The following is a 23293-nucleotide window of genomic DNA, read 5'->3' on the forward strand; positions in this document are numbered from 1 at the left end:
GTCAGCGAATCGGCCTTGCGAGGTCATCATGCGCAACTCCATGAACGCTGCTGTGAAGTGCGTGCTTGCAGCGCTGCTGGCCGCGTTGGCCGTAGTGTTCGTGAATGCGCGCCTTCCGAATGAAGCGCACAGTGCAGTCCCGGCAAAGGTCAGCCGCACGACGATAGCCGAAGGCGACGTCATCACGCTCGTCGTCCACTCGGCTCCGGACTGCAAATATTGCGTGCGCTGGATGGGGCCTTTCGCGGGACAGGGACACTTCAAATCCTGGGCGCGCACGCATCCCGGCGCGCAGCTTTTCATCGTCGAGCGCGCATCGATAGCCAGCAACGAGACGCCGGACGATTATCCTCAGGCCCTTCGCTGGCTGTCGGAGCAAAATCGAAAAGAGCAGCGCCTGCATCCGGGCACGCCGATGTTCGAGGTCTTCGTCGCGCAAAATCTAATCGTTCGGTCCTATGGTCTGGATTCGTGGGACGACGAGGTGTTTCCCGCGATCAAGGACCTCGATGCGCGGCGGTCTCATCTCGGCGCGAGTCGCTGATCCTTTTCGAATGCGCGTCGAGCAATTGCAGATGACGTGCTTCGGTCTCGTCATCGGCGGGAAACATACATTCCAGACGCAGTTCCTGCGTCGCGACGTTCTGCGGTGCGCCCACGGTCGTGACCATCGAGAAATAACGAAGCACCGCGCCCTCGCTGACGAAGCCGATCGGAATGACCGGCATCGTGGGCGCGGCGGATCGCCCGTGATGGCTGTTCCAGTCGCGCGGCACATCCGGATAGGCGAGCAGTTCGTCGAGCAGACGCCGGGTGCCATCATCGATCATATGGCCGACCGATTCCCGATACACCCGTTGCAGCAGGCTTTGCGAGACGTTTTCCCAATCGTCCACGAATGGGCGCATCCCCTGCGGATCGAAGATAAGATGCAGCATGTTGCGCGGGCCTTCACGCGAAGCCATGTCGATGAAACAGCCGAAGAAGCGTGGCGCTGCGTCGTTGGTCATGAGGACGTTCCAGTGACGATCCATCACGATTGCCGGAAACGGTTCATGCTGGCGAACGACGCGTTCTAGCGCGCGCACGACGCCGTGCATCTCCTGCGCGTTCCACGGCGCCTCCGAATATATGGGCGCATAGCCCGCGGCGAGCAACAGCGCATTGCGCTCGCGCAGCGGCACGTCGAGCGTCTGCGCCAGCGTCAGCAACGTATCCCGGCCCGGCACGCTGCGCCCGCTTTCGATGAAGCTGATCTGGCGTTGCGAGACGCCGGCCTCCAGCGACAGACCGAGCTGGCTCATGCCCCGCACATCGCGCCAGTAGCGCAGCAGATCACCGAGTTCGCCCGGCGGAGCATTCGGATCGGGACGCATGGCGTTCATCGGATCTCCGGTATCGGATCGTGAATGAAACTCAGGCTATCGGCGCATGCCAGACGAACGCTTCGAACTGCGTCTCGAGCGGCGGGCGCGTCACGCTGCTGGTGTAGTTCGTGATCGTCGATGCCGCCACCACCGCAATCACTTCCAGTATCTGCGCGGCATCGAAACCCGCTTCGAGAAAACGTCGCTGGTCCGACTCGTCCAGACGGCCGCGCTTGCCGATCAATGCACGCGCCAATGCCGACAGCGCGGCCAGTTTGGCATCGCCGGGCAAGACGCCTTGACGGATCGCTTCGACGTCTTCGCGATGCACGCCTTCCTTCAGCGCGAGCGCCGTATGAAACGCGACCGGCCATTCGCTCGCGTTCGCGACCGCGTTCGTCAACAGCAAGGTCTGAATCTGCGGCTCGGTCAGACTACTCGCATGCACGCGCTGGAACACGCCGATGAAAGCGTCGATCAGCACCGGCGATGCGGCCATCGTGCCCGCGACGTTCGGGATCAGGCCGAACGCCTGCTGCAATTGCTGGAGCACGGGCCGCGATTGCGCGGGCGCGGATTCGATCGTGTGAACGGGATAGTTGAGCATGGTATCTCCTGGCAGTAACGCGCAACCGGAACGGAGGCGCGAAAGCCATAGAGTAGGAGCGCTCGTGCATTGCGCCAATTACATCGCATGTAATCGACTTGCGGGCCGGGTCGGGAGTCGCTTCGCGACTGCGCTGTAGAACACCGAGGCTTCGAAGGGCAGGGTGTCGGACGGGGCTATGGGGACGCGCTCGTGATCGGCGCCGGCCGGCAGCGTGGATGCGGACGCCTTTACGCCTTGTCGTAGATCGAACTGCCCAGCGTCAATGTCGTCCCGCTCGCCGAGCCGAAACGGATTTCATAGAGATCGCGGCCGAAGTTTCCGGGCACCTTCACCGACATGCCGCCGCGATCGTCCGCGAGCGGCACGAAGAGCTGATAGCGAAGGTCTTCGTTGCCGTACAGGACATAGCCCGCCAGTTCGGGCAAAGTGGTGAGGAAGGCCGGCGGATTGCCCAGGATGACGATCGGTACGGCCGTCGGCGAATCGTTCGTCAAGGTCCACTGTGTGCCCGCGCGCTGCTGCCACGCGGCGTCGAGCGGCGCAAGCGGCGCGAGTTGCTGCCCAATCGGCAGCGTGAGATAGGCGTAGCCCGCGCCCGGCACGACGCGCTTCATCACATAGCGATAGCTGAACGCGTTGCCCTCGCCATCGGTTCCCGACACGACCGTGAATCGATAGGACGCGGCATCGCTGTTGCTCCACCACCATCCGTCGCTGCGGTACTGGTATGTGCCGACCTGCGTCCACGCGCGCGTGGGGCCGTTCCACTTATTCAGTTGCAGGCTGCCGTCGGGATTGGCGATCACCTGCAGCGGGGAATCGGAGTTGCCGTAGATGCCGCTGGCATTCGCGATGCCCGGCGCCGACGCAGCCGGTGGCGCCGTCGTGCTGACCTTGGCCGGCAGCGACGCGATCGTGCCGTCCTCCTTCAGCGCGGACAGAACGAGCGATTCCGCCAGCTTGCGCGCATCGTAGCCCGAGTTGCCGGTCACCATCAGCGCAAGTTGCGCCTGCGGCACGACGAAAAATTCGCTCGAATAGAACGCGGTCCCGCCGTCCTTTTCCCATCCGAGGATGCCCGCGGCCTGAAGCGCGGGCTGCTGGACCGAATCCCAGCCGAGACCCCAGCGCCATTCGGGCGAGGGGTTGATCAAGAGTCCCGTCGACTGGTCCGTGCCCATCTCCGCGATGCCCGCCGCGGACACCACGCGTTGGCCCTGAAACATGCCGCCGCCGATGATCATCTGCGCGAGATTCATCATGTCGCCGGGCGTCGAGCTCAGCCCGCCGGTCGCGTACGCATTGACGAACTCCTGGTACTGCGTGCCGTTCGCGAACGGGTAGGAGAACGAACCGCCGTTTGGCACGGCCGTGAGATAGCTGGAGTTCGTCATCTTCAGCGGCGCGAGGATGTTCGCTTCGACGAAGCTCGCAAAGCTCTGCCCGGTCATCGCGAGGACGATCTGCTCGACCATCGTGAAGCCGTCGTTGCAATACACGGCAAGTTCGCCCGGCAGATGCTTCAGATGCGTGTTCGCGAGTTCGGCTTGCGTGTCGGCCGCGTATCCGGGAACCGGCGCGAAGGTGAAGAGGTTGCGCGAATTGGTGCCGGGCAATCCCGACGAGTGCGACAGCAGATGACGCGTGGTGATCTTCGCGTACTCGGGGGACAGCATCGTGAACGTCGGCAGGTATCGGACGATCGGCGTATCGAGCGTGATGAGTCCGCGATCCTGAAGAATCGCAGCCGCGAGCGCCGCAAAGAGCTTGCTGACCGAGCCGATGTTGAAGCGCGTCTGGATCGTCGCCTGGGTCTGGCTCGGCACCGACGACACGCCGAACGCCTGCTGCCAGAACACGTTGCCGCCCTTGAGCATGGCGACGGAAATTGCGGCGACCGGTTGCGCCGGGTCCGCGATCATCTGCTGGATGGCCTGTTGGCCCATCGCGACCGTTTGGGGATACGGCTGCGAGTCGGAATGATCGCTGCCGCAGCCGGGAAGAATCGTCGCCAGCATGCCGGCGCCGGCCGCGCCGAGAAATTGCCGTCGGCCCGCGCTGGGCGCACGGGGGCTGAAGCTCGTACGGTTGGATCGGGACACGACGGCTCTCCTTGTTGTTTTTCGCAGGAGCGTGTTTTTGTGCGGCTCGGTCCTTTCGCGGTGGATTATAGGCATGAAAATTACGCGGCGACTCATCGCTTGATCGAAAGTCGATGCGGGCTTCACTCTCTTTTAAGAGACCGCTAACTTAGCTTCGACTTCCATTAGCTCAACGAAACCTGTCAATTCAGCAATATGAAGATAGGCAACAGTAACATACCTGAGAATCATTCTCATTTATATTGACGAGAATAAACGTCCAACGTACGATTCGATTCAAGCCATTCAGGACTCAAGTCGCAGCGCCGCATTAATTCAATTTTCGTGATCAATGCGATCGACAAGACAATAACAATTAGGAGTTCAATGAAAATCGACCGATCCGCATATCGGCATCGACGAACCGGGCGTGCGGCGTCCGTGCGGTCCGTCATGCCCGCGGCCAGATGCCTGACCGTAGCCACGGCGCTGATGTTGAACGCGCTCGCCGGCAGCGCGTTCGCGGCCGCCAGTCCCGATGCCGCGCCGGAAGCGCCCGAAGCCGACCTTCAGATTCAGGCGCAGCCGTCCAACTTCTGGACTGGCTTCTGGACGCGCGAAACCATGCTCGGCGACATGGGCGGCTTGCGCCCGTGGCTCGGCAAATACGGCGTCACGTTCCAGTTGACCGAAACGAGCGAGTACCTCGCGAACGTGCGCGGCGGCCTCGGTCGCGGCGGCGCATACGATGGCCTCACCACGGCGACGGTAGGCATCGATACGCAGAAGGCGTTCGGCCTGCCCGGCGGCCAGTTCAACGTCAGCGCGCTGCAGATTCACGGCACCAATCTGAGCACGCGCTACCTCGGCACGTTGAACACGGCGAGCGGAATCGAAGCGGAAGCCACTACGCGGCTGTGGGAGTTGTGGTATCAGCAGTCGTTCCTGGACAAGCGCGTCGATATCAAGATCGGTCAGCAAAGCATCGATCAGGAATTCATCACGAGTCAGTATTCCGCCACCTTCATCAACACGATGTTCGGCTGGCCCGCCCTGCCCTCGTACGACATGCCTTCAGGCGGACCCGCTTATCCGCTTTCCGCGCTCGGCGTGCGCGTGCGCGGTCAGATCACGCCGCAACTCACTGCGCTTGCAGGCGTGTTCGACGGCGATCCGCTCGGCAATAACCCGGATAATCTGCACGGCACCAACTTCAATCTGCACAACGGAACGCTGTTCATCGGCGAACTGCAATATGCGATCAACCAGCCGTCGGACGGCGAGATGGTCGGCATGAACAGCAACAAGCTGCCGGGCACTTACAAGCTGGGCGTCTGGTACAACAACAACCGCTTCGACGATCAGCGCTTCGACAACACCGGCTTGTCGCTGGCCAATCCGGCATCGACGGGCGTGCCGCAATCGCATCACGGCAATTACAGCTTCTATGCCGTCGCGGATCAGATGATCTGGCGTCCCGATCCCGACGAGCCGCGCAGCATCGGCGTGTTCACGCGGCTAATGGGCGCGCCGGGCGATCGCAATCTCGTGAGCTTCGCGGCGAACGCGGGCATCGTCATGAAAGCGCCTTTCAAAGGACGCGACGACGACAGCGTGGGTCTCGCGGTCACCTATATCAAGGTCGGCAATCACGTGCACGATCTCGATCTCGATTACCGCAACTTCCTCAACTCGCCGTATGGCGTGAGGACGCAGGAAACCACCATCGAAGCGACGTACATCTATCAGGTGACGCCGTGGTGGACCATGCAGGCCGACGCGCAATACACCTTCAACGCGGGCGCAGGCCAGAATCCGAACGATCCGACGCAGCCGCTGCGCAACACCTTCGTGATCGGCGTGCGGGCGAACCTCACGTTCTAAGCCCAAATCGACGCGCGACATTCCCCGACCCAAGCGAAGCATTCAGATCATGACGGCCACTCAAAACACGCGCGCAGCACTCACTTCGACGCGACGCATGCTCCTCGCATTCGCGACGGTCATCGCCGCCAGCCTTCTTCCATGCGCGGCGTTCGCGGAGCCGCAGGGCTTCCTCGAAACGCTGCACCGTAACACGACGCTCATCAACACGGTGCCGGACAACGGCGACCAGAATCCGTATGCGATCTTCGTCGCGCCGGTGTCGGCGGGGACGATAAAGAAGGGCGATGTGCTCATCGACAACTTCAACAACGCGGCCAATCTGCAGGGCACGGGCAGCACCATCGTCAACTATCACCCCGATACGAAAGAGATGACGCTGTTCGCGCAGATTCCGCGCGATCTGAAAGAGTGCCCGGGCGGCGTCGGCCTCTCGACGGCGATGACCATGCTCAAGTCGGGCTGGGTGATCGTCGGCAGCACGCCCAGCAACGACGGCACCACCGGCACCAAAGGCGCGGGCTGTCTCGTCGTGCTCGATTCGAGCGGCAAGATCGCGAAGGTGTGGTCGAGCCCGAACATCAACGATCCGTGGGGCAACATGGCCGTGGACGACAACGGCACGAGCGCGACGCTCTTCATCAGCATGGCGGGCTTCGGCGTGGGTAGCGCGGAAGGCAAGCCGCCCGTGTTCAAGCAGGCCACCGTGCTGCGGCTCGATCTCGACATTCCCGAGGGACAGCCGCCCGTCGTGAAGAAGGAAACCGTGGTCGGTAGCGGCTTCGGCGCGCAGGCCGACAAGGGCGTGTTCCTCGTCGGCCCGACCGGGCTCGCGCTTTCGGCGGACAAGAAGCTGCTGTATGTGTCGGATGCGATCGGCAACCGCATCAACGAAATCGATGACCCGCTGACGCGCGACACCAGCGCGGGCGTCGGCCGGCAATTGACCGCCGACGGCCTGCTGCATCGTCCGCTCGCGATGGTCACCGCGCCCAACGGCCATCTGCTCGTGACCAACGCGCTCAATGGCCAGGTGGTCGAAATCATTCCCGAAAGCGGCAAGCAGCTCTATGCGCGCTGGATCGACACCGACAAGGCGCAAAGCCCTCCGGGCAACGGCGACCTGTTCGGCATCGCGATGACGCCGGAAGGCGACGGGTTCTATTACGTGCAGGACGATGTCAACACGCTCGTCATCGCGAAGTGACGGGCGTGGCTGGCACGCGAAGGAAGGCAGCATCATGAACGACGATCAATCGACGCCACGCCGTCCGGGCCGGCGAGGTTTTCTGAAAGCGGGCGCGGCGGCGGGACTCGCGTCGGGCGCGGGCGTCGCGCGGGCCGCACTCACGCGCACGCCCGCCGACGACGCGCAACGGCAAACCGAGCCGTTCTACGGCGCGCATCAGGCGGGCATCGTGACGCCGCAGCAGAGCCACACGTACATGGCGGCGTTCGACGTGAAGACCGACAATCGCGATGAACTCGTGTCGTTGCTGCGCGCCTGGACGATCGCCGCGGCGCGCATGACGCGCGGTGACACGGCCGCCGCGCTGAACACGCCCGACGACAAGTCCGCGCCCGATTCCGCCGATGTGCTGGGCCTCGGCGCATCGGCGCTGACGGTCACGTTCGGCTTCGGGCCGGGCCTCTTCAAGACGGGCGACGGAAAGGATCGCTTCGGTCTCGCATCGAAACGTCCCGGCGCGCTCGTCGATCTGCCGCGCTTCAATGGCGATCAGCTCATCCCCGAGAAGACCGGCGGCGATCTGATGATCCAGGCCTGCGCGAACGACGCGCAGGTCGCGTTTCACGCGGTGCGGCAACTCGCGCGCATGGGGACGATCGCGAACGTGACGACGATCCGCTGGGGTCAGGCCGGATTTCTGTCGGGCCCGAAGGGACAGACGCCGCGAAATCTGATGGGCTTCAAGGACGGCACCAACAATCCGGCCACTGCGCAGCCGCCGCTCATGAACCAGTTCGTCTGGGCCGACGGCGCCGACGCGCCGTGGATGAAAGGCGGCACGTACACCGTCGTGCGGCGCATCCGCATCACGCTGGAGCACTGGGACACGATGGAGCTGGGCTTTCAGGAGCAGGTCTTCGGGCGCCACAAGTACAGCGGCGCGCCCATCGGCAAGAAGAACGAATTCGATGCGGTCGATCTCGACGCCGCCGACAAGGACGGCAATCCGACGATCGCGGAAAACTCGCACGTGCGGCTGTCGAACCACCAGAGCAACAACGGCATGCAGATCCTGCGCCGCTCGTACTCGTACAACGACGGCACCAACTTCTATATCGAGCGCTGGCCGCCGTGGCGGCAGGAAACCGAATACGACGCGGGGCTGATCTTCATCGCGCATCAGTCGGACCCGCGCACGGGCTTCATTCCGATCAACGCGAAGCTCGCGAAGTTCGACATGATGAACCAGTTCACCACCCATGTCGGCAGCGCGATCTTCGCGGTGCCGCCGGGCGCGAAGGAAGGCTCGTATATCGGCGCGCAGTTGTTCGAGGCCTGAAGACAGTCACAGGCCCGCGCATAAAAACATAACGTCAAGAGGAACAGGCTCCATGGCTCAATCTCGGTTCGGCATATGGCGGCAGTTGCCGCAAGTGGTGATGTTGACGCTGTCGATCGCGGTGAGCGCGCACGCGGCGTCGATCGTCGTGTACAACGCGCAGCACGAGCAGGTCATGAACATGCTCGCGAAAGACTTCGAGCAGCAGACCGGCATCGGCGTGAAGATTCGCAACGGCGAAGGGCCGGCGCTCGCGGCGCAGCTCGTCGCGGAAGGCGCGAATACGCCGGCGGACGTGTACTTCACCGAGAATTCGCCGGAGCTCATGTTGCTGGAAGAGAAAAGCCTCCTCGCCAAAGTCGATCCGGCGACGCTCTCGATCATTCCCGCGCGCTACAACTCGCCGACCGGACAATGGGTCGGCGTCACCGCGCGCGAGAGCGTGCTCGCCTACAACACGGGCAAGATCCAGCCGTCGCAACTGCCGCCATCGCTCTTCGATCTCGCGAAGCCCGAATGGAAGGGCAAGGTCGGCATCGCGCCGAGCGACGCGGATTTTCTGCCGTTGGTGAGCGCCGTGCTCGCGTTGAAGGGTCAGGAACAGACGCTGCAATGGCTCAGGGGCCTGAAGACCAACGCGCAGATTTTCGACGATGACGAAGGCGTGGTCGCGGCCGTCAATCGCGGCGGCGTGACGACCGGCATCATCAACAATTACTACTGGGCGCGCCTGCATGCCGAACTCGGCGACAAGGCCACGCGCAGCGCGATCTATCACTACGGCAACGGCGATGTCGGCGGGCTCGTCAACGTGTCGGGGGCGGCGATCATGAAGAGCGCTCATAACGTCGAAGGCGCGCAGCAGTTCCTCAAGTATCTCGTCAGCGAACGCGCGCAGGCGCTGATGGCGAAAAGCCGCGTGAGCTACGAGTATCCGCTGCTCGCGGGCGTCGCACCCGATCCGCTGCTCAAACCGTTCGACCAGTTGCAGCCGCCCACACTCACACTCGAACAACTCGGCGACGACAGTCAGGCAGGCAAGCTCCTGCGTCAGGCCGGGCTGATCTGAAGCCGGTGAGCGAATTGATCGAGCCGGGCGAAGCGGTCGCGGCACTGGAGCCGTCCGCGGACGGCGCGCCCCTTCGGATGACGAAGCGAGCGCCGCGTGTCTTGCTCGCGTGCGCATCGCTCGCGGCGCTGCTCGTGCTGGCGCCGCTCGCGTTCACGTTCTGGCGCGCGAGCGCGAACGGGCTCGATGACGCAGTCGAACTGCTGTTTCGCCCGCTCGTCGGCGAGTTGCTGCTCAACACGCTGTGGATCACGCTCGGCGCGACGCTCACATCGGCGGTGATCGGCACGGCTGCGGCATGGTTCATCGAGCGCACGCGTCTGCCCGGACGACGCATCTTTGCGATGCTCTCCGCCGCGCCGCTCGCGATGCCCGCTTTCGTGTCGAGTTATGCGTGGGTATCGATCAGCCTCGACTTGCAAGACTTCGCGGGTGCATTGCTCGTGATTACGTCGGCATATTTTCCGCTGGTGTATTTGCCTGTCGCCGCAGCCTTGCGCAGCATGGATCCCGCGCTGGAGGAAAGCGCGCGGTCGCTCGGTTGCGGTCGATGGGCCGTGTTCGCACGCGTGGTGTTGCCGCAATTGCGGCCCGCTTTGCTCGGCGGCATGCTGCTCGTCGCGCTCGGCGTGCTGTCGGAGTTCGGCGCGTTCCAGATGCTGCGTTATCGCACCTTCACGACGGAAATCTACGCGGAGTACCGCACGAGTTTCGATGGCGGCGGCGCGTCGCTCGTCGCGTGCGTTTTGTTGCTGCTGTGTCTGATCGTGCTTGCGCTCGAATTCCGGCTGCGCGGACGCGCGCGTTACGAACGCGTCGATCGCGGCGCGCGCCGCGCGGCGCTGCGTTACGAACTCGGACGATGGCGCTGGCCGGTCGTCGGGGGCTTCGCCGCGCTCGTCGTCGTCACGCTCTGCGTGCCGCTCGGCATGATCGCGTTCTGGCTCACGCAGGAAGGCGCGGCGGCCGTCACGCCCGCGGAGGTATCGCCGAAACTGTTGTTCGATGCGACGATGTCTTCCGTCGGCTTCGGCCTGCTCGCGGCGGTCGTCACTGTGCTGCTGTCGTTTCCGCTCGCGCTCTTGCTCGTGCGCTATCCCGGACGCATCGCGACCGCGATGGAGCGCGTCGTCTTTCTCGCGCAAGGCGTGCCGGGACTCGTGATCGCACTGGCGATCGTGTCGCTCGCGGTGCGTGCGTTGCAGCCGCTGTATCAGGGCGTGACGCTGCTGATCGCCGCTTACGCGATTCTCTTTCTGCCGCTCGCGCTCGTCAGCGTGCGCGCTGCGCTGATGCAGGCGCAACCGCGTCTCGAAGACACCGCGCGCTCGCTCGGCCTCGACGTCACGCAGACCTTTCTGCGCGTGATGCTGCCGCTCGCCGGTCCGGGCTTCGGCGCAGCGGCGGCGATGGTCTTCATCTCCGTCGTCACGGAACTGAACGCCACGCTGCTGCTCGCGCCGCTCGACACCCACACGCTCGCGACGCAGGTCTGGTCCGATACATCGACGCTCGCATTCGCCGCCGCCGCGCCCTATGCGGCCTTGCTGACGCTCATCTCGTTCTGCGCGTCGGGCCTGCTTTTCGTGTTGCTCGGACGCTCCGCGCTGCTCGATCCTCGACATTCAGCCAACCTATGAGCGAACTTCGCGTGCAGGGTCTGCGCAAGGCCTTCGATGACCATCCCGTGCTGCATGGCGTCGATCTCACTGTTTCGCGGGGCACGCTTTTCGCGCTGCTCGGCCCGTCCGGGAGCGGCAAGACGACGCTGCTGCGCCTCTTGTGCGGCTTCGAGCGCGCGGATGGCGGCATCATCGAAATCGACGGCCGTCGGGTGGACGGCCCCGGCTCGTTCGTGCCGACGGAGCATCGGCGCATCGGTTATGTGCCGCAGGAAGGCGCGCTGTTTCCGCATCTGTCGGTGGCGGAGAACATCGTGTTCGGGCTGCCGCGTGGCGAGCGCCGTGCGCATCATCGGGTGGCGGAGTTGCTGGCGCTGGTCGGATTGCCGCTCGACTACGCACAGCGTGCGCCGCAACAGCTTTCCGGCGGGCAGCAGCAACGCGTCGCGCTGGCGCGGGCGCTCGCGCCAGCGCCCGGACTGATCCTGCTCGACGAACCGTTTTCTTCGCTCGATGCAGCCTTGCGGATCGAGACGCGCAAAGCCGTCGCGGGTGCGCTGGCGCAAACCGGTACGACCGCCGTGCTCGTCACGCACGATCAGGCCGAGGCGCTTTCGCTGGGACAGCAGGTCGCTGTCCTCTGGAACGGCAGGCTCGTGCAGAACGCGTCCGCGGAGGAGATCTATCGACGGCCGGCGACGCGCGAACTGGCGTCATTCGTCGGCGACGCGGTGCTGCTGCGCGGCATCGCCGATGGCAATTTCGCGAGCTGCGCGCTCGGCAGGCTTCCGCTTTCGAGTCCTGTCGCGACAGGCCCGGTCGATGTGATGATCCGGCCCGAACAGATTCGCCTTGCTGCGGAGACGTCGCCCGCGTCGCGTGAGGCGGTTGTGATAGACGTCGGCTTCAATGGCCGCGATGCGCTCGTCACGCTCAGGCTGAAACATGGGGAAGACTGCACGGTCGTCGCCTGCGTGCCGGGGTTTCGTGCGCCGCGTATCGACGAGCAAGTCCATCTTTCGGTCGAAGGCGATGCGGTGGCTTATCGCTTGTCGCCCGATTCCTGACCAATTTGCCCTGCGAATGAAAATGAGTCTCGTTGTGGGCCTGTTGTCGCTCAGCGTCTATCCTGATTGGGTAGCCACGTGATCAGGCAGGAGACGGTATGCAAGGCGATCCGAAAGTGATTGACTACCTCAACGCCGAACTGAAGAACGAGCTGACGGCCGTGCACCAGTATCTTCTTCACGGGCGCCTCTACAAACACTGGGGTTTCGAAGAGCTCGGCGCGCACGAGTACAACGAGTCGATGGATGAGTTGACGCATGCAGACAAGCTGATCGAGCGCATCCTCATGCTCGACGGAATGCCCAATTTGCAGGATCTGCACCCGCTATCCATTGGCAGTCACACGCTCGAAGCACTCCAGAACGATCTCAAGCTCGAGATGGCGGCTCAAGCGCAATGCAAGGAAGGCATCGTCTATTGCGAGTCGGTGCGGGACTTCGTGTCGAGAGAAATCCTGGTCGAGCTTCTCGACGCTACCGAAGATCACATCGACTGGCTGGAGATTCAGATCGGCCTCATCGACAAGATCGGCATCCAGAATTACCAGCAATCCGCGATTCACAAGGTCGTGTGATCACGCGCCGGCGCTTTCCCTGCTGACGCGACGAACGGCCTGCGGTGGCTGCCCGGTCGTGCGCAGGAACGCCCGTCTCATTCGCTCCCGATCCGAGAAACCGACTTCGTCCGCTATCACGTCCAGCGACAGACGCCCTTTCTCCAGCAACAATCTCGCGGCTTCCACACGCAGATGTTCGACTGCCTTGGCAGGCGATTGCCCCGTCTCGGCGCTGAACGCGCGACTGAACTGGCGCGGGCTCAGGCTCGCGATGTCGGCTAGCTCCTCGACGGTCAATGGATTGCGCAGATTGGCGCTCGCGTAGTCGATGGCTTTCTGGATGCGGTCGGATTTCGGTTCGAGGTCCAGCAGAGTCGAGAACTGCGACTGCCCGCCGGCGCGCCGATGGTAGACGACGAGCTTGCGCGCGACGGCACGCGAGACATCCTGGCCGTGATCTTTTTCGATCATCGCGAGCGCCATGTCGATCGTGGCCGTCATGCCTGCCGAGGTCCAGATCGGCCCGTCGACGATGAAGATCTGATCCTCTTCGACAGCGATCCTGGGAAAGCGGCGCTGCAGTTCGTTGGCGAAACGCCAGTGGGTCGTTGCGCGGCGGCCGTCGAGAACCCCTGCTTCCGCCAGGATGAAAGCGCCGGTGCATGGAGCCGCGATTCGTCGCGACGTGCTCAGCGAGCGCCTGACGAATGCAGTCAACGCGGCCGACTTCGTATCGATTTCGACGCCCGAGCTGAACATCACCGTGTCGAATGCGGCATCGCCGAACGCTTGCGTTTCCACGCGGACGCCCGCCGAAGACAGAACGAGCCCGCCCTGTTCGGACAGAACGGTCACGCCATAGGCAGGCTCGCCCAAAACGGCGTTGGCCAGCTCGAAGGCGGTCACCGCCGCAAATCCCAGCAGGTAGAAGTTCGGGAAGACCACAAAGCCGATCGTGTGCATCGCGTGCCGCTCGTCATGTCCTAAATCGATTGTATATATGACATTTGAGACACGGTCAACGCCGATTATGCTTTTCCCACGGGCCGTTGCCGCAGGTGAAAGCGGACCGGACGACCGATTCTCAACCGTGCTTCAGAAAAAACTCTCGTATGGATCGTCGATTATTGATACTGGCAACGGGCATGTTCGCGATGGGCACCGACAACTTTGTCGTCGCCGGCATTCTTCCGGAGGTTGCCGCGTCACTGCATACGTCCATCGGCCTCGCCGGACTGATGGTGACCTTCTACGCGTTGACCTACGCGGTGGCCGCGCCCGTGATGGCGGCCTTCACCGGCAACTGGCCGCGCAAGGTTCTGCTGATCTCGGCGCTGGGCATCTTTGTCGTCGGCAACGCGGTCAGCGCCCTGGCCGCCGATTTGCAGTGGGTTCTCTTCGCCCGCGCGCTGGCCGGATTCGGCGCCGCGCTGTTTTCGCCGACAGCATTGGGCGTTGCTTCGGCGGTTGCAGCGCCCGAAAGACGCGGCCGCGCGCTGGCGACGGTGACCGCCGGTCTGACGGCAGCAACGGCGCTCGGCTCGCCAATGGGCACTTTCATCGGCGGATTCGGAAGTTGGAGGATGACGCTGTGGTTCGTCACCGCGCTCGGGATTGTCGCGATGATCGGCGTATGGGCGATGCTGCCATCGGTTGCGCGGCCGGCATCGGTCAGATTGCAAGAGCGGCTGGCGCCTGTCCGCGATGTGCGTATCGCGCTCACCTTGCTCACGTCGCTATTCGCGTTCGGCGGATTCCTGATGGTCTACACGTATGCGGGTGTCGTGCTCGAACGCGTGACGCACGGCGATGAAAGCGTTCTCGCAGGCATGTTTTTGCTGTGGGGCGTAGCGGCGACGGCCGGTAACCTGCTATCCGGCCGCCTCGTGGACCGGTTCGAGAGTCGCACGCTGATCAATGCGATGCTGTGGATCGCCGTCATCAATTTCTGCGCGTTGCCGTGGACTTCGGCACACGCATTCGGTGCGGCAATAGCACTCGTTATCTGGGGTGTATGCGGATGGGGGCTTCTCGTTCCACAACAGCATCGTCTCGTGCAGATCTCGCCGCATATCGCGCCGCTGGTGCTCGCGCTGAATAACACCGCTACGTATGTCGGACTCGCGTGTTCGGGCTTGCTGGGCGGGGCGTTGATTCCGAGAATCGGCGGACAGTATCTGAGCCTGATCGCTGCTGCGCTGATTGCAATGGCTTTCGTTTTCGCCGAGGCTGCGCATCGTTATATGCGGCGACCGATCATTCGGCATCGCGAAGCCGTCAACATGCGGACGACCATTGAATGAGATCTATGATCGGCCCATAAACGCAAAAACCCCACCTTTTCGGGGTGGGGTTTTTGTTTTCGGCATGAGGAGCCTGACGATTACCTACTTTCACACGGGTGATCCGCACTATCATCGGCGTGGAGTCGTTTCACGGTCCTGTTCGGGATGGGAAGGGGTGGTACCGACTCGCTATGGTCATCAGGCATGACTTGTTGTTGTATCGCCTGTGGGGCGCTACAACCAATCTGGGAAGAAGCGGTAAAGAATTCGGGTGGTGACTGTTGCACACACGGTACTCAACCAGTGGTGCCCCCTACGGGGGCGAGATGCTCGTAAGTGCTGAAGCACTGACGATCATCGCGAAACACACTGGTTATAGGATCAAGCCTTACGGGCAATTAGTATCAGTTAGCTCAATGCATTACTGCACTTACACACCTGACCTATCAACGTCCTGGTCTGGAACGACCCTTCAAGGGGCTCGAAGCCCCGGGGATATCTCATCTTAAGGCGAGTTTCCCGCTTAGATGCTTTCAGCGGTTATCTCTTCCGAACATAGCTACCCGGCGATGCCACTGGCGTGACAACCGGTACACCAGAGGTTCGTCCACTCCGGTCCTCTCGTACTAGGAGCAGCCCCCTTCAAATATCCAACGCCCACGGCAGATAGGGACCAAACTGTCTCACGACGTTTTAAACCCAGCTCACGTACCTCTTTAAATGGCGAACAGCCATACCCTTGGGACCGGCTACAGCCCCAGGATGAGATGAGCCGACATCGAGGTGCCAAACACCGCCGTCGATATGAACTCTTGGGCGGTATCAGCCTGTTATCCCCAGAGTACCTTTTATCCGTTGAGCGATGGCCCTTCCATACAGAACCACCGGATCACTATGACCTGCTTTCGCACCTGCTCGACTTGTCGGTCTCGCAGTTAAGCACGCTTATGCCATTGCACTATCAGCACGATTTCCGACCGTACCTAGCGTACCTTCGTACTCCTCCGTTACACTTTGGGAGGAGACCGCCCCAGTCAAACTGCCTACCATGCACTGTCCCCGATCCAGATAATGGACCAAGGTTAGAACCTCAAACAAACCAGGGTGGTATTTCAAGGACGGCTCCACCGAAACTAGCGTTCCGGTTTCATAGCCTCCCACCTATCCTACACAGATCGGTTCAAAGTCCAATGCAAAGCTACAGTAAAGGTTCATGGGGTCTTTCCGTCTAGCCGCGGGGAGATTGCATCATCACAAACACTTCAACTTCGCTGAGTCTCGGGAGGAGACAGTGTGGCCATCGTTACGCCATTCGTGCAGGTCGGAACTTACCCGACAAGGAATTTCGCTACCTTAGGACCGTTATAGTTACGGCCGCCGTTTACCGGGACTTCAATCAAGAGCTTGCACCCCATCATTTAATCTTCCGGCACCGGGCAGGCGTCACACCCTATACGTCCACTTTCGTGTTTGCAGAGTGCTGTGTTTTTATTAAACAGTCGCAGCCACCAGTTTATTGCAACCTCTTCACCCTTCTGGCGCAGGCCAGTCAAGCTACAGAGGCGTACCTTATCCCGAAGTTACGGTACCAATTTGCCGAGTTCCTTCTCCCGAGTTCTCTCAAGCGCCTTAGAATACTCATCTCGCCCACCTGTGTCGGTTTGCGGTACGGTCACTATTAGACTGAAGCTTAGAGGCTTTTCTTGGAACCACTTCCAATTGCTTCGCTTCCGAAGAAGCTCGCGCCACACCCTTGAATTATGTGCCCGGATTTGCCTAAGCACCTTCTCCAATGCAGCGACCGGGACGTCCAACACCCGGACAACCTTCCGCGATCCGTCCCCCCATCGCATCTAACAATGGTGCAGGAATATTGACCTGCTTCCCATCAGCTACGCATTTCTGCCTCGCCTTAGGGGCCGACTCACCCTACGCCGATGAACGTTGCGTAGGAAACCTTGGGCTTACGGCGAGGGGGCTTTTCACCCCCTTTATCGCTACTCATGTCAGCATTCGCACTTCCGATACCTCCAGCACGCTTTTCAACGCACCTTCGCAGGCTTACGGAACGCTCTCCTACCACACACGTGTCTTTCAACGTGTATCCGCAGCTTCGGTGACTGGCTTGAGCCCCGTTACATCTTCCGCGCAGGACGACTCGATCAGTGAGCTATTACGCTTTCTTTAAAGGGTGGCTGCTTCTAAGCCAACCTCCTGACTGTTTTAGCCTTCCCACTTCGTTTCCCACTTAGCCAATCTTTGGGACCTTAGCTGGCGGTCTGGGTTGTTTCCCTCTTGACACCGGACGTTAGCACCCGATGTCTGTCTCCCGTGATTGCACTCTTCGGTATTCGGAGTTTGCTATGGCGTAGTAATCCGCAATGGACCCCACAACCATGACAGTGCTCTACCCCCGAAGGTGATACACGAGGCACTACCTAAATAGTTTTCGGAGAGAACCAGCTATTTCCAAGTTTGTTTAGCCTTTCACCCCTATCCACAGCTCATCCCCTAACTTTTCAACGTTAGTGGGTTCGGTCCTCCAGTACGTGTTACCGCACCTTCAACCTGGCCATGGATAGATCACTTGGTTTCGGGTCTACGCCCAGCAACTGATCGCCCTATTCGGACTCGCTTTCGCTACGCCTGCCTTAATCAGTTAAGCTCGCTACTGAACGTAAGTCGCTGACCCATTATACAAAAGGTACGCCGTCACCCCTTACGAGGCTCCGACTGTTTGTATGCATGCGGTTTCAGGATCTATTTCACTCCCCTCCCGGGGTTCTTTTCGCCTTTCCCTCACGGTACTGGTTCACTATCGGTCGATCACGAGTATTTAGCCTTGGAGGATGGTCCCCCCATCTTCAGACAGGATTTCACGTGTCCCGCCCTACTTCTCGTACCCCTAGTTCTTCCAAGCTGTTTTCGTCTACAGGGCTATCACCTGCTATGGCCGCACTTTCCAGAGCGTTCGACTAACAATTCAGATAAAGAGTACAGGCTGATCCCATTTCGCTCGCCACTACTTTGGGAATCTCGGTTGATTTCTGTTCCTGCGGTTACTTAGATGTTTCAGTTCACCGCGTTCGCTTCACGTAACCTATGGATTCAGTTACGGATGACCCATACGGGCCGGGTTTCCCCATTCGGATATCGGTGGATCAAAGCTCGTTTGCCAGCTCCCCACCGCTTTTCGCAGGCTACCGCGTCCTTCATCGCCTGTGATCGCCAAGGCATCCACCACATGCACTTGTTCGCTTGACCCTATAACGAGTGTGTCTCGCAACACCCTCGTCATAGGCTGAGTATTCGCGTTGTGCCGTATTCCAAAGCAATCTTTCGATCACCTTTTCATACTTGATACAATCACTACCCTGATGCCCCTACTCACACCCATCTCTAAGTGCTTTCAGCGCATCTCTTTACTACTTCTTCCAGATTGTTAAAGAACGTTTAGCCGATCGGGTCACTTCACTACCCAACAGCATCAACTGGCTATAGTCGCCAATGCACAACGTTGAATCACCATTCAGCGCTGTGCATTGAGGACTTGGTGGAGGATGACGGGATCGAACCGACGACCCCCTGCTTGCAAAGCAGGTGCTCTCCCAGCTGAGCTAATCCCCCTACGTGGCCTGACCATGAGCTGTTGCCCCATCAGCACGCTTTTCGGGTGGTGGGTCTGGTTGGATTCGAACCAACGACCCCCGCCTTATCAAGACGGTGCTCTAACCGACTGAGCTACAGACCCTTAGCCTGTCTTAAACAACAGCCGATAAGCGTGAGCGCTTAATGTTGTGTGCGAAGCTCGAGAAAGGAGGTGATCCAGCCGCACCTTCCGATACGGCTACCTTGTTACGACTTCACCCCAGTCATGAATCCCACCGTGGTAAGCGCCCTCCTTGCGGTTAGGCTACCTACTTCTGGTGAAACCCACTCCCATGGTGTGACGGGCGGTGTGTACAAGACCCGGGAACGTATTCACCGCGGCATGCTGATCCGCGATTACTAGCGATTCCAGCTTCACGCAGTCGAGTTGCAGACTGCGATCCGGACTACGATCGGTTTTCTGGGATTGGCTCCACCTCGCGGCTTGGCAACCCTCTGTTCCGACCATTGTATGACGTGTGAAGCCCTACCCATAAGGGCCATGAGGACTTGACGTCATCCCCACCTTCCTCCGGTTTGTCACCGGCAGTCTCCTTAGAGTGCTCTTGCGTAGCAACTAAGGACAAGGGTTGCGCTCGTTGCGGGACTTAACCCAACATCTCACGACACGAGCTGACGACAGCCATGCAGCACCTGTGCGCCGGTTCTCTTTCGAGCACGTCCACCTCTCAGCAGACTTCCGACCATGTCAAGGGTAGGTAAGGTTTTTCGCGTTGCATCGAATTAATCCACATCATCCACCGCTTGTGCGGGTCCCCGTCAATTCCTTTGAGTTTTAATCTTGCGACCGTACTCCCCAGGCGGTCAACTTCACGCGTTAGCTACGTTACTAAGGAAATGAATCCCCAACAACTAGTTGACATCGTTTAGGGCGTGGACTACCAGGGTATCTAATCCTGTTTGCTCCCCACGCTTTCGTGCATGAGCGTCAGTGTTGGCCCAGGAGGCTGCCTTCGCCATCGGTATTCCTCCACATCTCTACGCATTTCACTGCTACACGTGGAATTCTACCTCCCTCTGCCACACTCAAAGCCTGCCAGTCACCAATGCAGTTCCCAGGTTAAGCCCGGGGATTTCACATCGGTCTTAACAGACCGCCTGCGCACGCTTTACGCCCAGTAATTCCGATTAACGCTCGCACCCTACGTATTACCGCGGCTGCTGGCACGTAGTTAGCCGGTGCTTATTCTTCCGGTACCGTCATCCCCCTCAGGTATTAACCAAGAGGTTTTCTTTCCGGACAAAAGTGCTTTACAACCCGAAGGCCTTCTTCACACACGCGGCATTGCTGGATCAGGGTTGCCCCCATTGTCCAAAATTCCCCACTGCTGCCTCCCGTAGGAGTCTGGGCCGTGTCTCAGTCCCAGTGTGGCTGGTCGTCCTCTCAGACCAGCTACAGATCGTCGCCTTGGTAGGCCTTTACCCCACCAACTAGCTAATCTGCCATCGGCCGCCCCTCTAGCGCGAGGTCCCGAAGGAGCCCCCGCTTTCTTCCGTAGATCGTATGCGGTATTAATCCGGCTTTCGCCGGGCTATCCCCCACTACAGGACACGTTCCGATGTATTACTCACCCGTTCGCCACTCGCCACCAGGGTTGCCCCCGTGCTGCCGTTCGACTTGCATGTGTAAGGCATGCCGCCAGCGTTCAATCTGAGCCAGGATCAAACTCTTCAGTTCAAACCTGTTACTGTTTTTCGGTTCCGTTAGAAACCGGTCGCTCACTCAACGTTCTGACGATGATTGTTCATCCAAAGATGAAAAACCTTCCTCTGATACTTCGTGTGAGACTCTTGATACTTTTGCTTGTTGTCTCAGCCTAAAAGACTGAAACCGCACTCGCTATCAAGCGCCCACACTTATCGGCTGTTAGTTTTTAAAGAGCATTGCGCTGAGAATTTGCTTCGCGGGTTACTGCTTTCGCTTGCTTTCTTGCGCGCCGTCATTCAACGGGAGGCGAATTATGCGGACCAATTTCGATATCGTCAAGCGTCTTTTCCAAAAAATTTAATCAGACTATTTTCGAATCGGAATGACGAATCGCGCAAAGGTGCGCGCTGCCGCTCGATCGCGTGGCGGCCCGCCTTCGGCATGCCCTCATCACGCGCTAATTCTCGTGTTCGATCATGGATGCAGATGGGAACGACGGACGCGACGCCGCCCGCCGCGACCGAAATCGAGTATGAAGAACAACCTGGAGACACCCCAAATGAGCACGCTCGCCGATAGCACCGTCCCGACACAATCGAGATCCCGACGCTATGGTCTCTTCGTCTGCCTCATGGCAGCGCTTGCCGGTCTGCTGTTTGGCCTCGATATCGGCGTGATCTCGGGCGCGCTGCCGTTCATCGCGAAGCATTTCGTCCTGAACGATCGCGCGCAGGAATGGATCGTCAGTTCGATGATGGTCGGCGCGGCGATCGGCGCACTGGGTGCGGGCTGGCTGTCGTGGCGCCTCGGACGCCGCTATGCGCTCGTGCTGGCGGCGATCCTCTTCATCGCGGGATCGCTCTGGTCGGGATTCGCGGGCAGTCCCGTGCATCTGATCGGCGCACGGCTGATACTCGGCCTCGCGGTCGGCATGGCGTCCTTCACGGCGCCGCTTTACCTTTCGGAAGTCGCGCCACGACAGGTGCGCGGGGCGATGATCTCCACGTATCAGCTGATGATTACCGTCGGGATTCTGGCGGCGTTTCTGTCGAATATCGGGCTGTCCTACGTAGCCGACTGGCGCTGGATGCTGGGCGTGATCGCGATCCCCGCCGCATTCTTCTTGGCAGGCGTCCTCGCCCTTCCCGACAGTCCGCGCTGGTTGCTTCAACGCAATCGCGCCGCGGAAGCGCGCGCCGTGCTGCAGCGCCTCTACACCAATCCGGCCGACGTCGAAGCCGAACTCGAGCAAGTGAGCGAAGACAGCACGCGTCCGCAGCGAGGATGGAGCCTGCTGCGCAAGAACATGAACTTTCGCCGTTCCGTGCTGCTGGGCGTGGTGCTGCAAGTCTTCCAGCAACTCACCGGCATCAATGTCGTGATGTACTACGCACCGCGTATCTTCGAGCTGGCCGGGTTCGCAACGCATGAGCAGCAATTGTGGGCGACGGTCATCGTCGGTCTCGTCAACGTCGTGGCGACATTCGGCGCGATCGCCTTCGTCGATCGCTGGGGCCGCAAGCCGATTCTCTATGCGGGATGCGCGGTCATGGCAATCGGCATGTGCTCGCTTGGGGTTCTCCTGCATATCGGCGTGGCGGGTCTCACGGCTCAGGTTCTGGCGGTCGCGGCGCTCCTGCTTTTCATCGCCGGCTTTGCGATGTCCGCGGGTCCGCTCGTATGGATTCTCTGCTCGGAAATTCAACCCCAGCAGGGACGCGACTTCGGCATCGCCGTTTCGACGCTGGTCAACTGGGTCGCCAACATGGCGGTCGCCGCCACGTTTCTCAGCTTGTTGTCGACGGTCGGCGAAGCGAATACCTTCGTTCTGTATGCCATCCTAAACGTCGTCTTCGGGATTGTCGTGTTCTTCTACGTGCCCGAAACGCGCGGTGTCTCGCTCGAGAAACTGGGCAACGATCTGATGGCCGGCAAGCGCCTGCGCGATCTGGGAAAAGGCAACTGAGGAAGACGCGGGAGCAACTCAAAACTCCCGCAACGTCAGCTCGACATGCTTCAGCCTGCGCACCATTCGCTCGATGAATTCGCCCGTCACATGCGGCAGCGCGCGCTGGCTCGGAACGATGATGCCGACCGTCAGCTCGTTGATGTTCTCGTCGTCGATCGGCCGCCACACGACGTCGCCGCGCGACAGCTCGTCGAGAAAAGCGAGCTTGGAGAAGAACGATATGCCGCGCCCGGATGCGATCAGACGCTTGAGCAGCGTCGTCGAGTTGCAGGTGACGCTCGGCTGCAGCAATTCCCAGAACGCGGGGAACTCGCTGCTCATGGCGCCCTGGATCGGCGAGCGGCCTTCGAGGCGCAGGAACGCGTGATGGCGGCACTCGTCGAAGGTCACGCGCTCGCGCTTCGCAAGCGGATGCGACGACGCCATCACGACGCCCGGCGGCAAGGGCACTTCCGTCACGACGTCGAGCCCGGCGGGCAGCTTCGTGATGTACGTGATGCCGACGTCGTACTCGCCGGTCAGCACGCGCGGCGGGACATCGTGGGGCGGCACGGCGGCGATCGAGTACGTGACGGCCGGATACGCATCCGAGAATTCCTCGACTGTCGCCGGCAGAAAATCGACGAACAGCGAATCCATCGCCACCACGGACACGTGGCCTTTGCGATCGCCCTTCAGTTCGTCGAGCTCGCTGCGCATCAGGTGGAAATCGTTCAGCGTGCCGCGAATGTGCTGCAGCACGCGCTCGCCCGCCGCGTTCAGGCGGATGCCGTTGGGCAGCCGGTCGAAGAGCTCGGTGCCCATCTCGGATTCGAGCTTGAGTATCTGCCGGTTCACCGCGCTCGACGCGACATAGAGGTTCTGCGCAGCCTTGCGGATCGATCCGCACCGCGCGACCTCGACGAAATACTTCAGAACGTTCGCGTGCATCGTTTGC

General features: G+C 60.8%; 15 protein-coding genes, 2 tRNA genes and 3 rRNA genes. 10 read left to right on the forward strand and 10 right to left on the reverse strand.

Features of this window, described 5'->3' with window-relative positions; all coding sequences use genetic code 11:
- The first annotated feature begins 28 nt into the window (after window positions 1-28).
- Window positions 29-544: a hypothetical protein gene (locus ACEN42_RS36510; RefSeq protein WP_371882482.1), complete on the forward strand. Its 516-nt coding sequence runs from the start codon at window positions 29-31 to the stop codon at window positions 542-544.
- Here ACEN42_RS36510 and ACEN42_RS36515 read toward each other — a convergent pair.
- The 3 genes from ACEN42_RS36515 to ACEN42_RS36525 all read right to left on the reverse strand — a co-directional run bounded on the left by ACEN42_RS36515 (window position 498) and on the right by ACEN42_RS36525 (window position 3995).
- A complete protein-coding gene (locus ACEN42_RS36515; protein WP_371882483.1) occupies window positions 498-1385 on the reverse strand; it encodes a helix-turn-helix domain-containing protein in 888 nt (295 codons plus the stop codon). The genes ACEN42_RS36510 and ACEN42_RS36515 overlap by 47 nt on opposite strands.
- A 31-nt stretch (window positions 1386-1416) precedes the next feature.
- Window positions 1417-1974: a carboxymuconolactone decarboxylase family protein gene (locus ACEN42_RS36520; protein WP_371882484.1), complete on the reverse strand. Its 558-nt coding sequence runs from the start codon at window positions 1972-1974 to the stop codon at window positions 1417-1419.
- 230 nt (window positions 1975-2204) lie between these two features.
- Window positions 2205-3995 carry a serine hydrolase domain-containing protein gene (locus ACEN42_RS36525; protein WP_371883240.1) on the reverse strand — a complete coding sequence of 597 codons (1791 nt, stop codon included), beginning with the start codon at window positions 3993-3995 and terminating at the stop codon, window positions 2205-2207.
- 450 nt (window positions 3996-4445) lie between these two features.
- Between ACEN42_RS36525 and ACEN42_RS36530 the strand changes: the two genes are divergently transcribed.
- The 7 genes from ACEN42_RS36530 to bfr all read left to right on the forward strand — a co-directional run bounded on the left by ACEN42_RS36530 (window position 4446) and on the right by bfr (window position 12803).
- Window positions 4446-5942, forward strand: coding sequence for a carbohydrate porin (locus ACEN42_RS36530; RefSeq protein WP_371882485.1), 1497 nt, complete (start codon window positions 4446-4448; stop codon window positions 5940-5942).
- Window positions 5943-6039: 97 nt separating this feature from the next.
- On the forward strand, window positions 6040-7149 hold the full coding sequence (locus ACEN42_RS36535) for a hypothetical protein (protein WP_371883241.1): 1110 nt from the start codon (window positions 6040-6042) through the stop codon (window positions 7147-7149).
- Window positions 7150-7183: 34 nt separating this feature from the next.
- On the forward strand, window positions 7184-8470 hold the full coding sequence (gene efeB / locus ACEN42_RS36540) for an iron uptake transporter deferrochelatase/peroxidase subunit (RefSeq protein WP_371882486.1): 1287 nt from the start codon (window positions 7184-7186) through the stop codon (window positions 8468-8470).
- A gap of 100 nt (window positions 8471-8570) precedes the next feature.
- Window positions 8571-9539, forward strand: a complete 969-nt coding sequence (locus tag ACEN42_RS36545; RefSeq protein ID WP_371883242.1) for an iron ABC transporter substrate-binding protein — start codon at window positions 8571-8573, stop codon at window positions 9537-9539.
- A 77-nt stretch (window positions 9540-9616) separates the two neighbouring features.
- The gene (locus ACEN42_RS36550; protein WP_371883243.1) at window positions 9617-11179 is read left to right on the forward strand and encodes an ABC transporter permease; all 1563 of its coding nucleotides are present in this window, start codon (window positions 9617-9619) and stop codon (window positions 11177-11179) included.
- The gene (locus ACEN42_RS36555) at window positions 11176-12228 is read left to right on the forward strand and encodes an ABC transporter ATP-binding protein (RefSeq protein ID WP_371882487.1); all 1053 of its coding nucleotides are present in this window, start codon (window positions 11176-11178) and stop codon (window positions 12226-12228) included. Before ACEN42_RS36550 ends, ACEN42_RS36555 begins: the two co-directional genes overlap by 4 nt.
- A 98-nt stretch (window positions 12229-12326) precedes the next feature.
- Window positions 12327-12803 carry a bacterioferritin gene (bfr, locus tag ACEN42_RS36560; RefSeq protein WP_187602919.1) on the forward strand — a complete coding sequence of 159 codons (477 nt, stop codon included), beginning with the start codon at window positions 12327-12329 and terminating at the stop codon, window positions 12801-12803.
- Here the strand turns inward: bfr and ACEN42_RS36565 are convergent, their stop codons facing one another.
- Window positions 12804-13748: a GlxA family transcriptional regulator gene (locus ACEN42_RS36565; RefSeq protein WP_371882488.1), complete on the reverse strand. Its 945-nt coding sequence runs from the start codon at window positions 13746-13748 to the stop codon at window positions 12804-12806. It lies immediately after the preceding gene.
- A gap of 149 nt (window positions 13749-13897) precedes the next feature.
- On the opposite strand from ACEN42_RS36565, the gene ACEN42_RS36570 reads away from it, so the two are divergent.
- A complete protein-coding gene (locus tag ACEN42_RS36570) occupies window positions 13898-15088 on the forward strand; it encodes an MFS transporter (RefSeq protein ID WP_371882489.1) in 1191 nt (396 codons plus the stop codon).
- A 71-nt stretch (window positions 15089-15159) separates the two neighbouring features.
- On the opposite strand, the gene rrf is transcribed toward ACEN42_RS36570, so the two are convergent.
- The 5 genes from rrf to ACEN42_RS36595 form a co-directional block, all read right to left on the reverse strand.
- A 5S ribosomal RNA gene (rrf, locus tag ACEN42_RS36575) occupies window positions 15160-15273 on the reverse strand.
- Between the two features lie 174 nt (window positions 15274-15447).
- Window positions 15448-18334, reverse strand: a 23S ribosomal RNA gene (locus tag ACEN42_RS36580).
- A gap of 287 nt (window positions 18335-18621) precedes the next feature.
- A tRNA-Ala gene (locus ACEN42_RS36585) sits at window positions 18622-18697 on the reverse strand.
- Window positions 18698-18744: 47 nt separating this feature from the next.
- Window positions 18745-18821, reverse strand: a tRNA-Ile gene (locus ACEN42_RS36590).
- Window positions 18822-18883: 62 nt separating this feature from the next.
- A 16S ribosomal RNA gene (locus ACEN42_RS36595) occupies window positions 18884-20417 on the reverse strand.
- Together the 16S, 23S and 5S rRNA genes with 2 tRNA genes alongside form the textbook arrangement of a ribosomal RNA operon.
- Before the next feature lie 529 nt (window positions 20418-20946).
- Here ACEN42_RS36595 and ACEN42_RS36600 point away from each other — a divergent pair.
- Window positions 20947-22353 (forward strand): sugar porter family MFS transporter, encoded by a 1407-nt coding sequence (locus ACEN42_RS36600; protein ID WP_371882490.1) that lies wholly within the window; start codon window positions 20947-20949, stop codon window positions 22351-22353.
- A gap of 18 nt (window positions 22354-22371) precedes the next feature.
- On the opposite strand, the gene ACEN42_RS36605 is transcribed toward ACEN42_RS36600, so the two are convergent.
- Window positions 22372-23286, reverse strand: coding sequence for a LysR family transcriptional regulator (locus tag ACEN42_RS36605; RefSeq protein ID WP_035499147.1), 915 nt, complete (start codon window positions 23284-23286; stop codon window positions 22372-22374).
- Window positions 23287-23293 lie beyond the last annotated feature (7 nt).

The sequence above is a fragment of the Caballeronia sp. S22 genome (assembly GCF_964261745.1).
GTDB lineage: Bacteria > Pseudomonadota > Gammaproteobacteria > Burkholderiales > Burkholderiaceae > Caballeronia > Caballeronia jiangsuensis.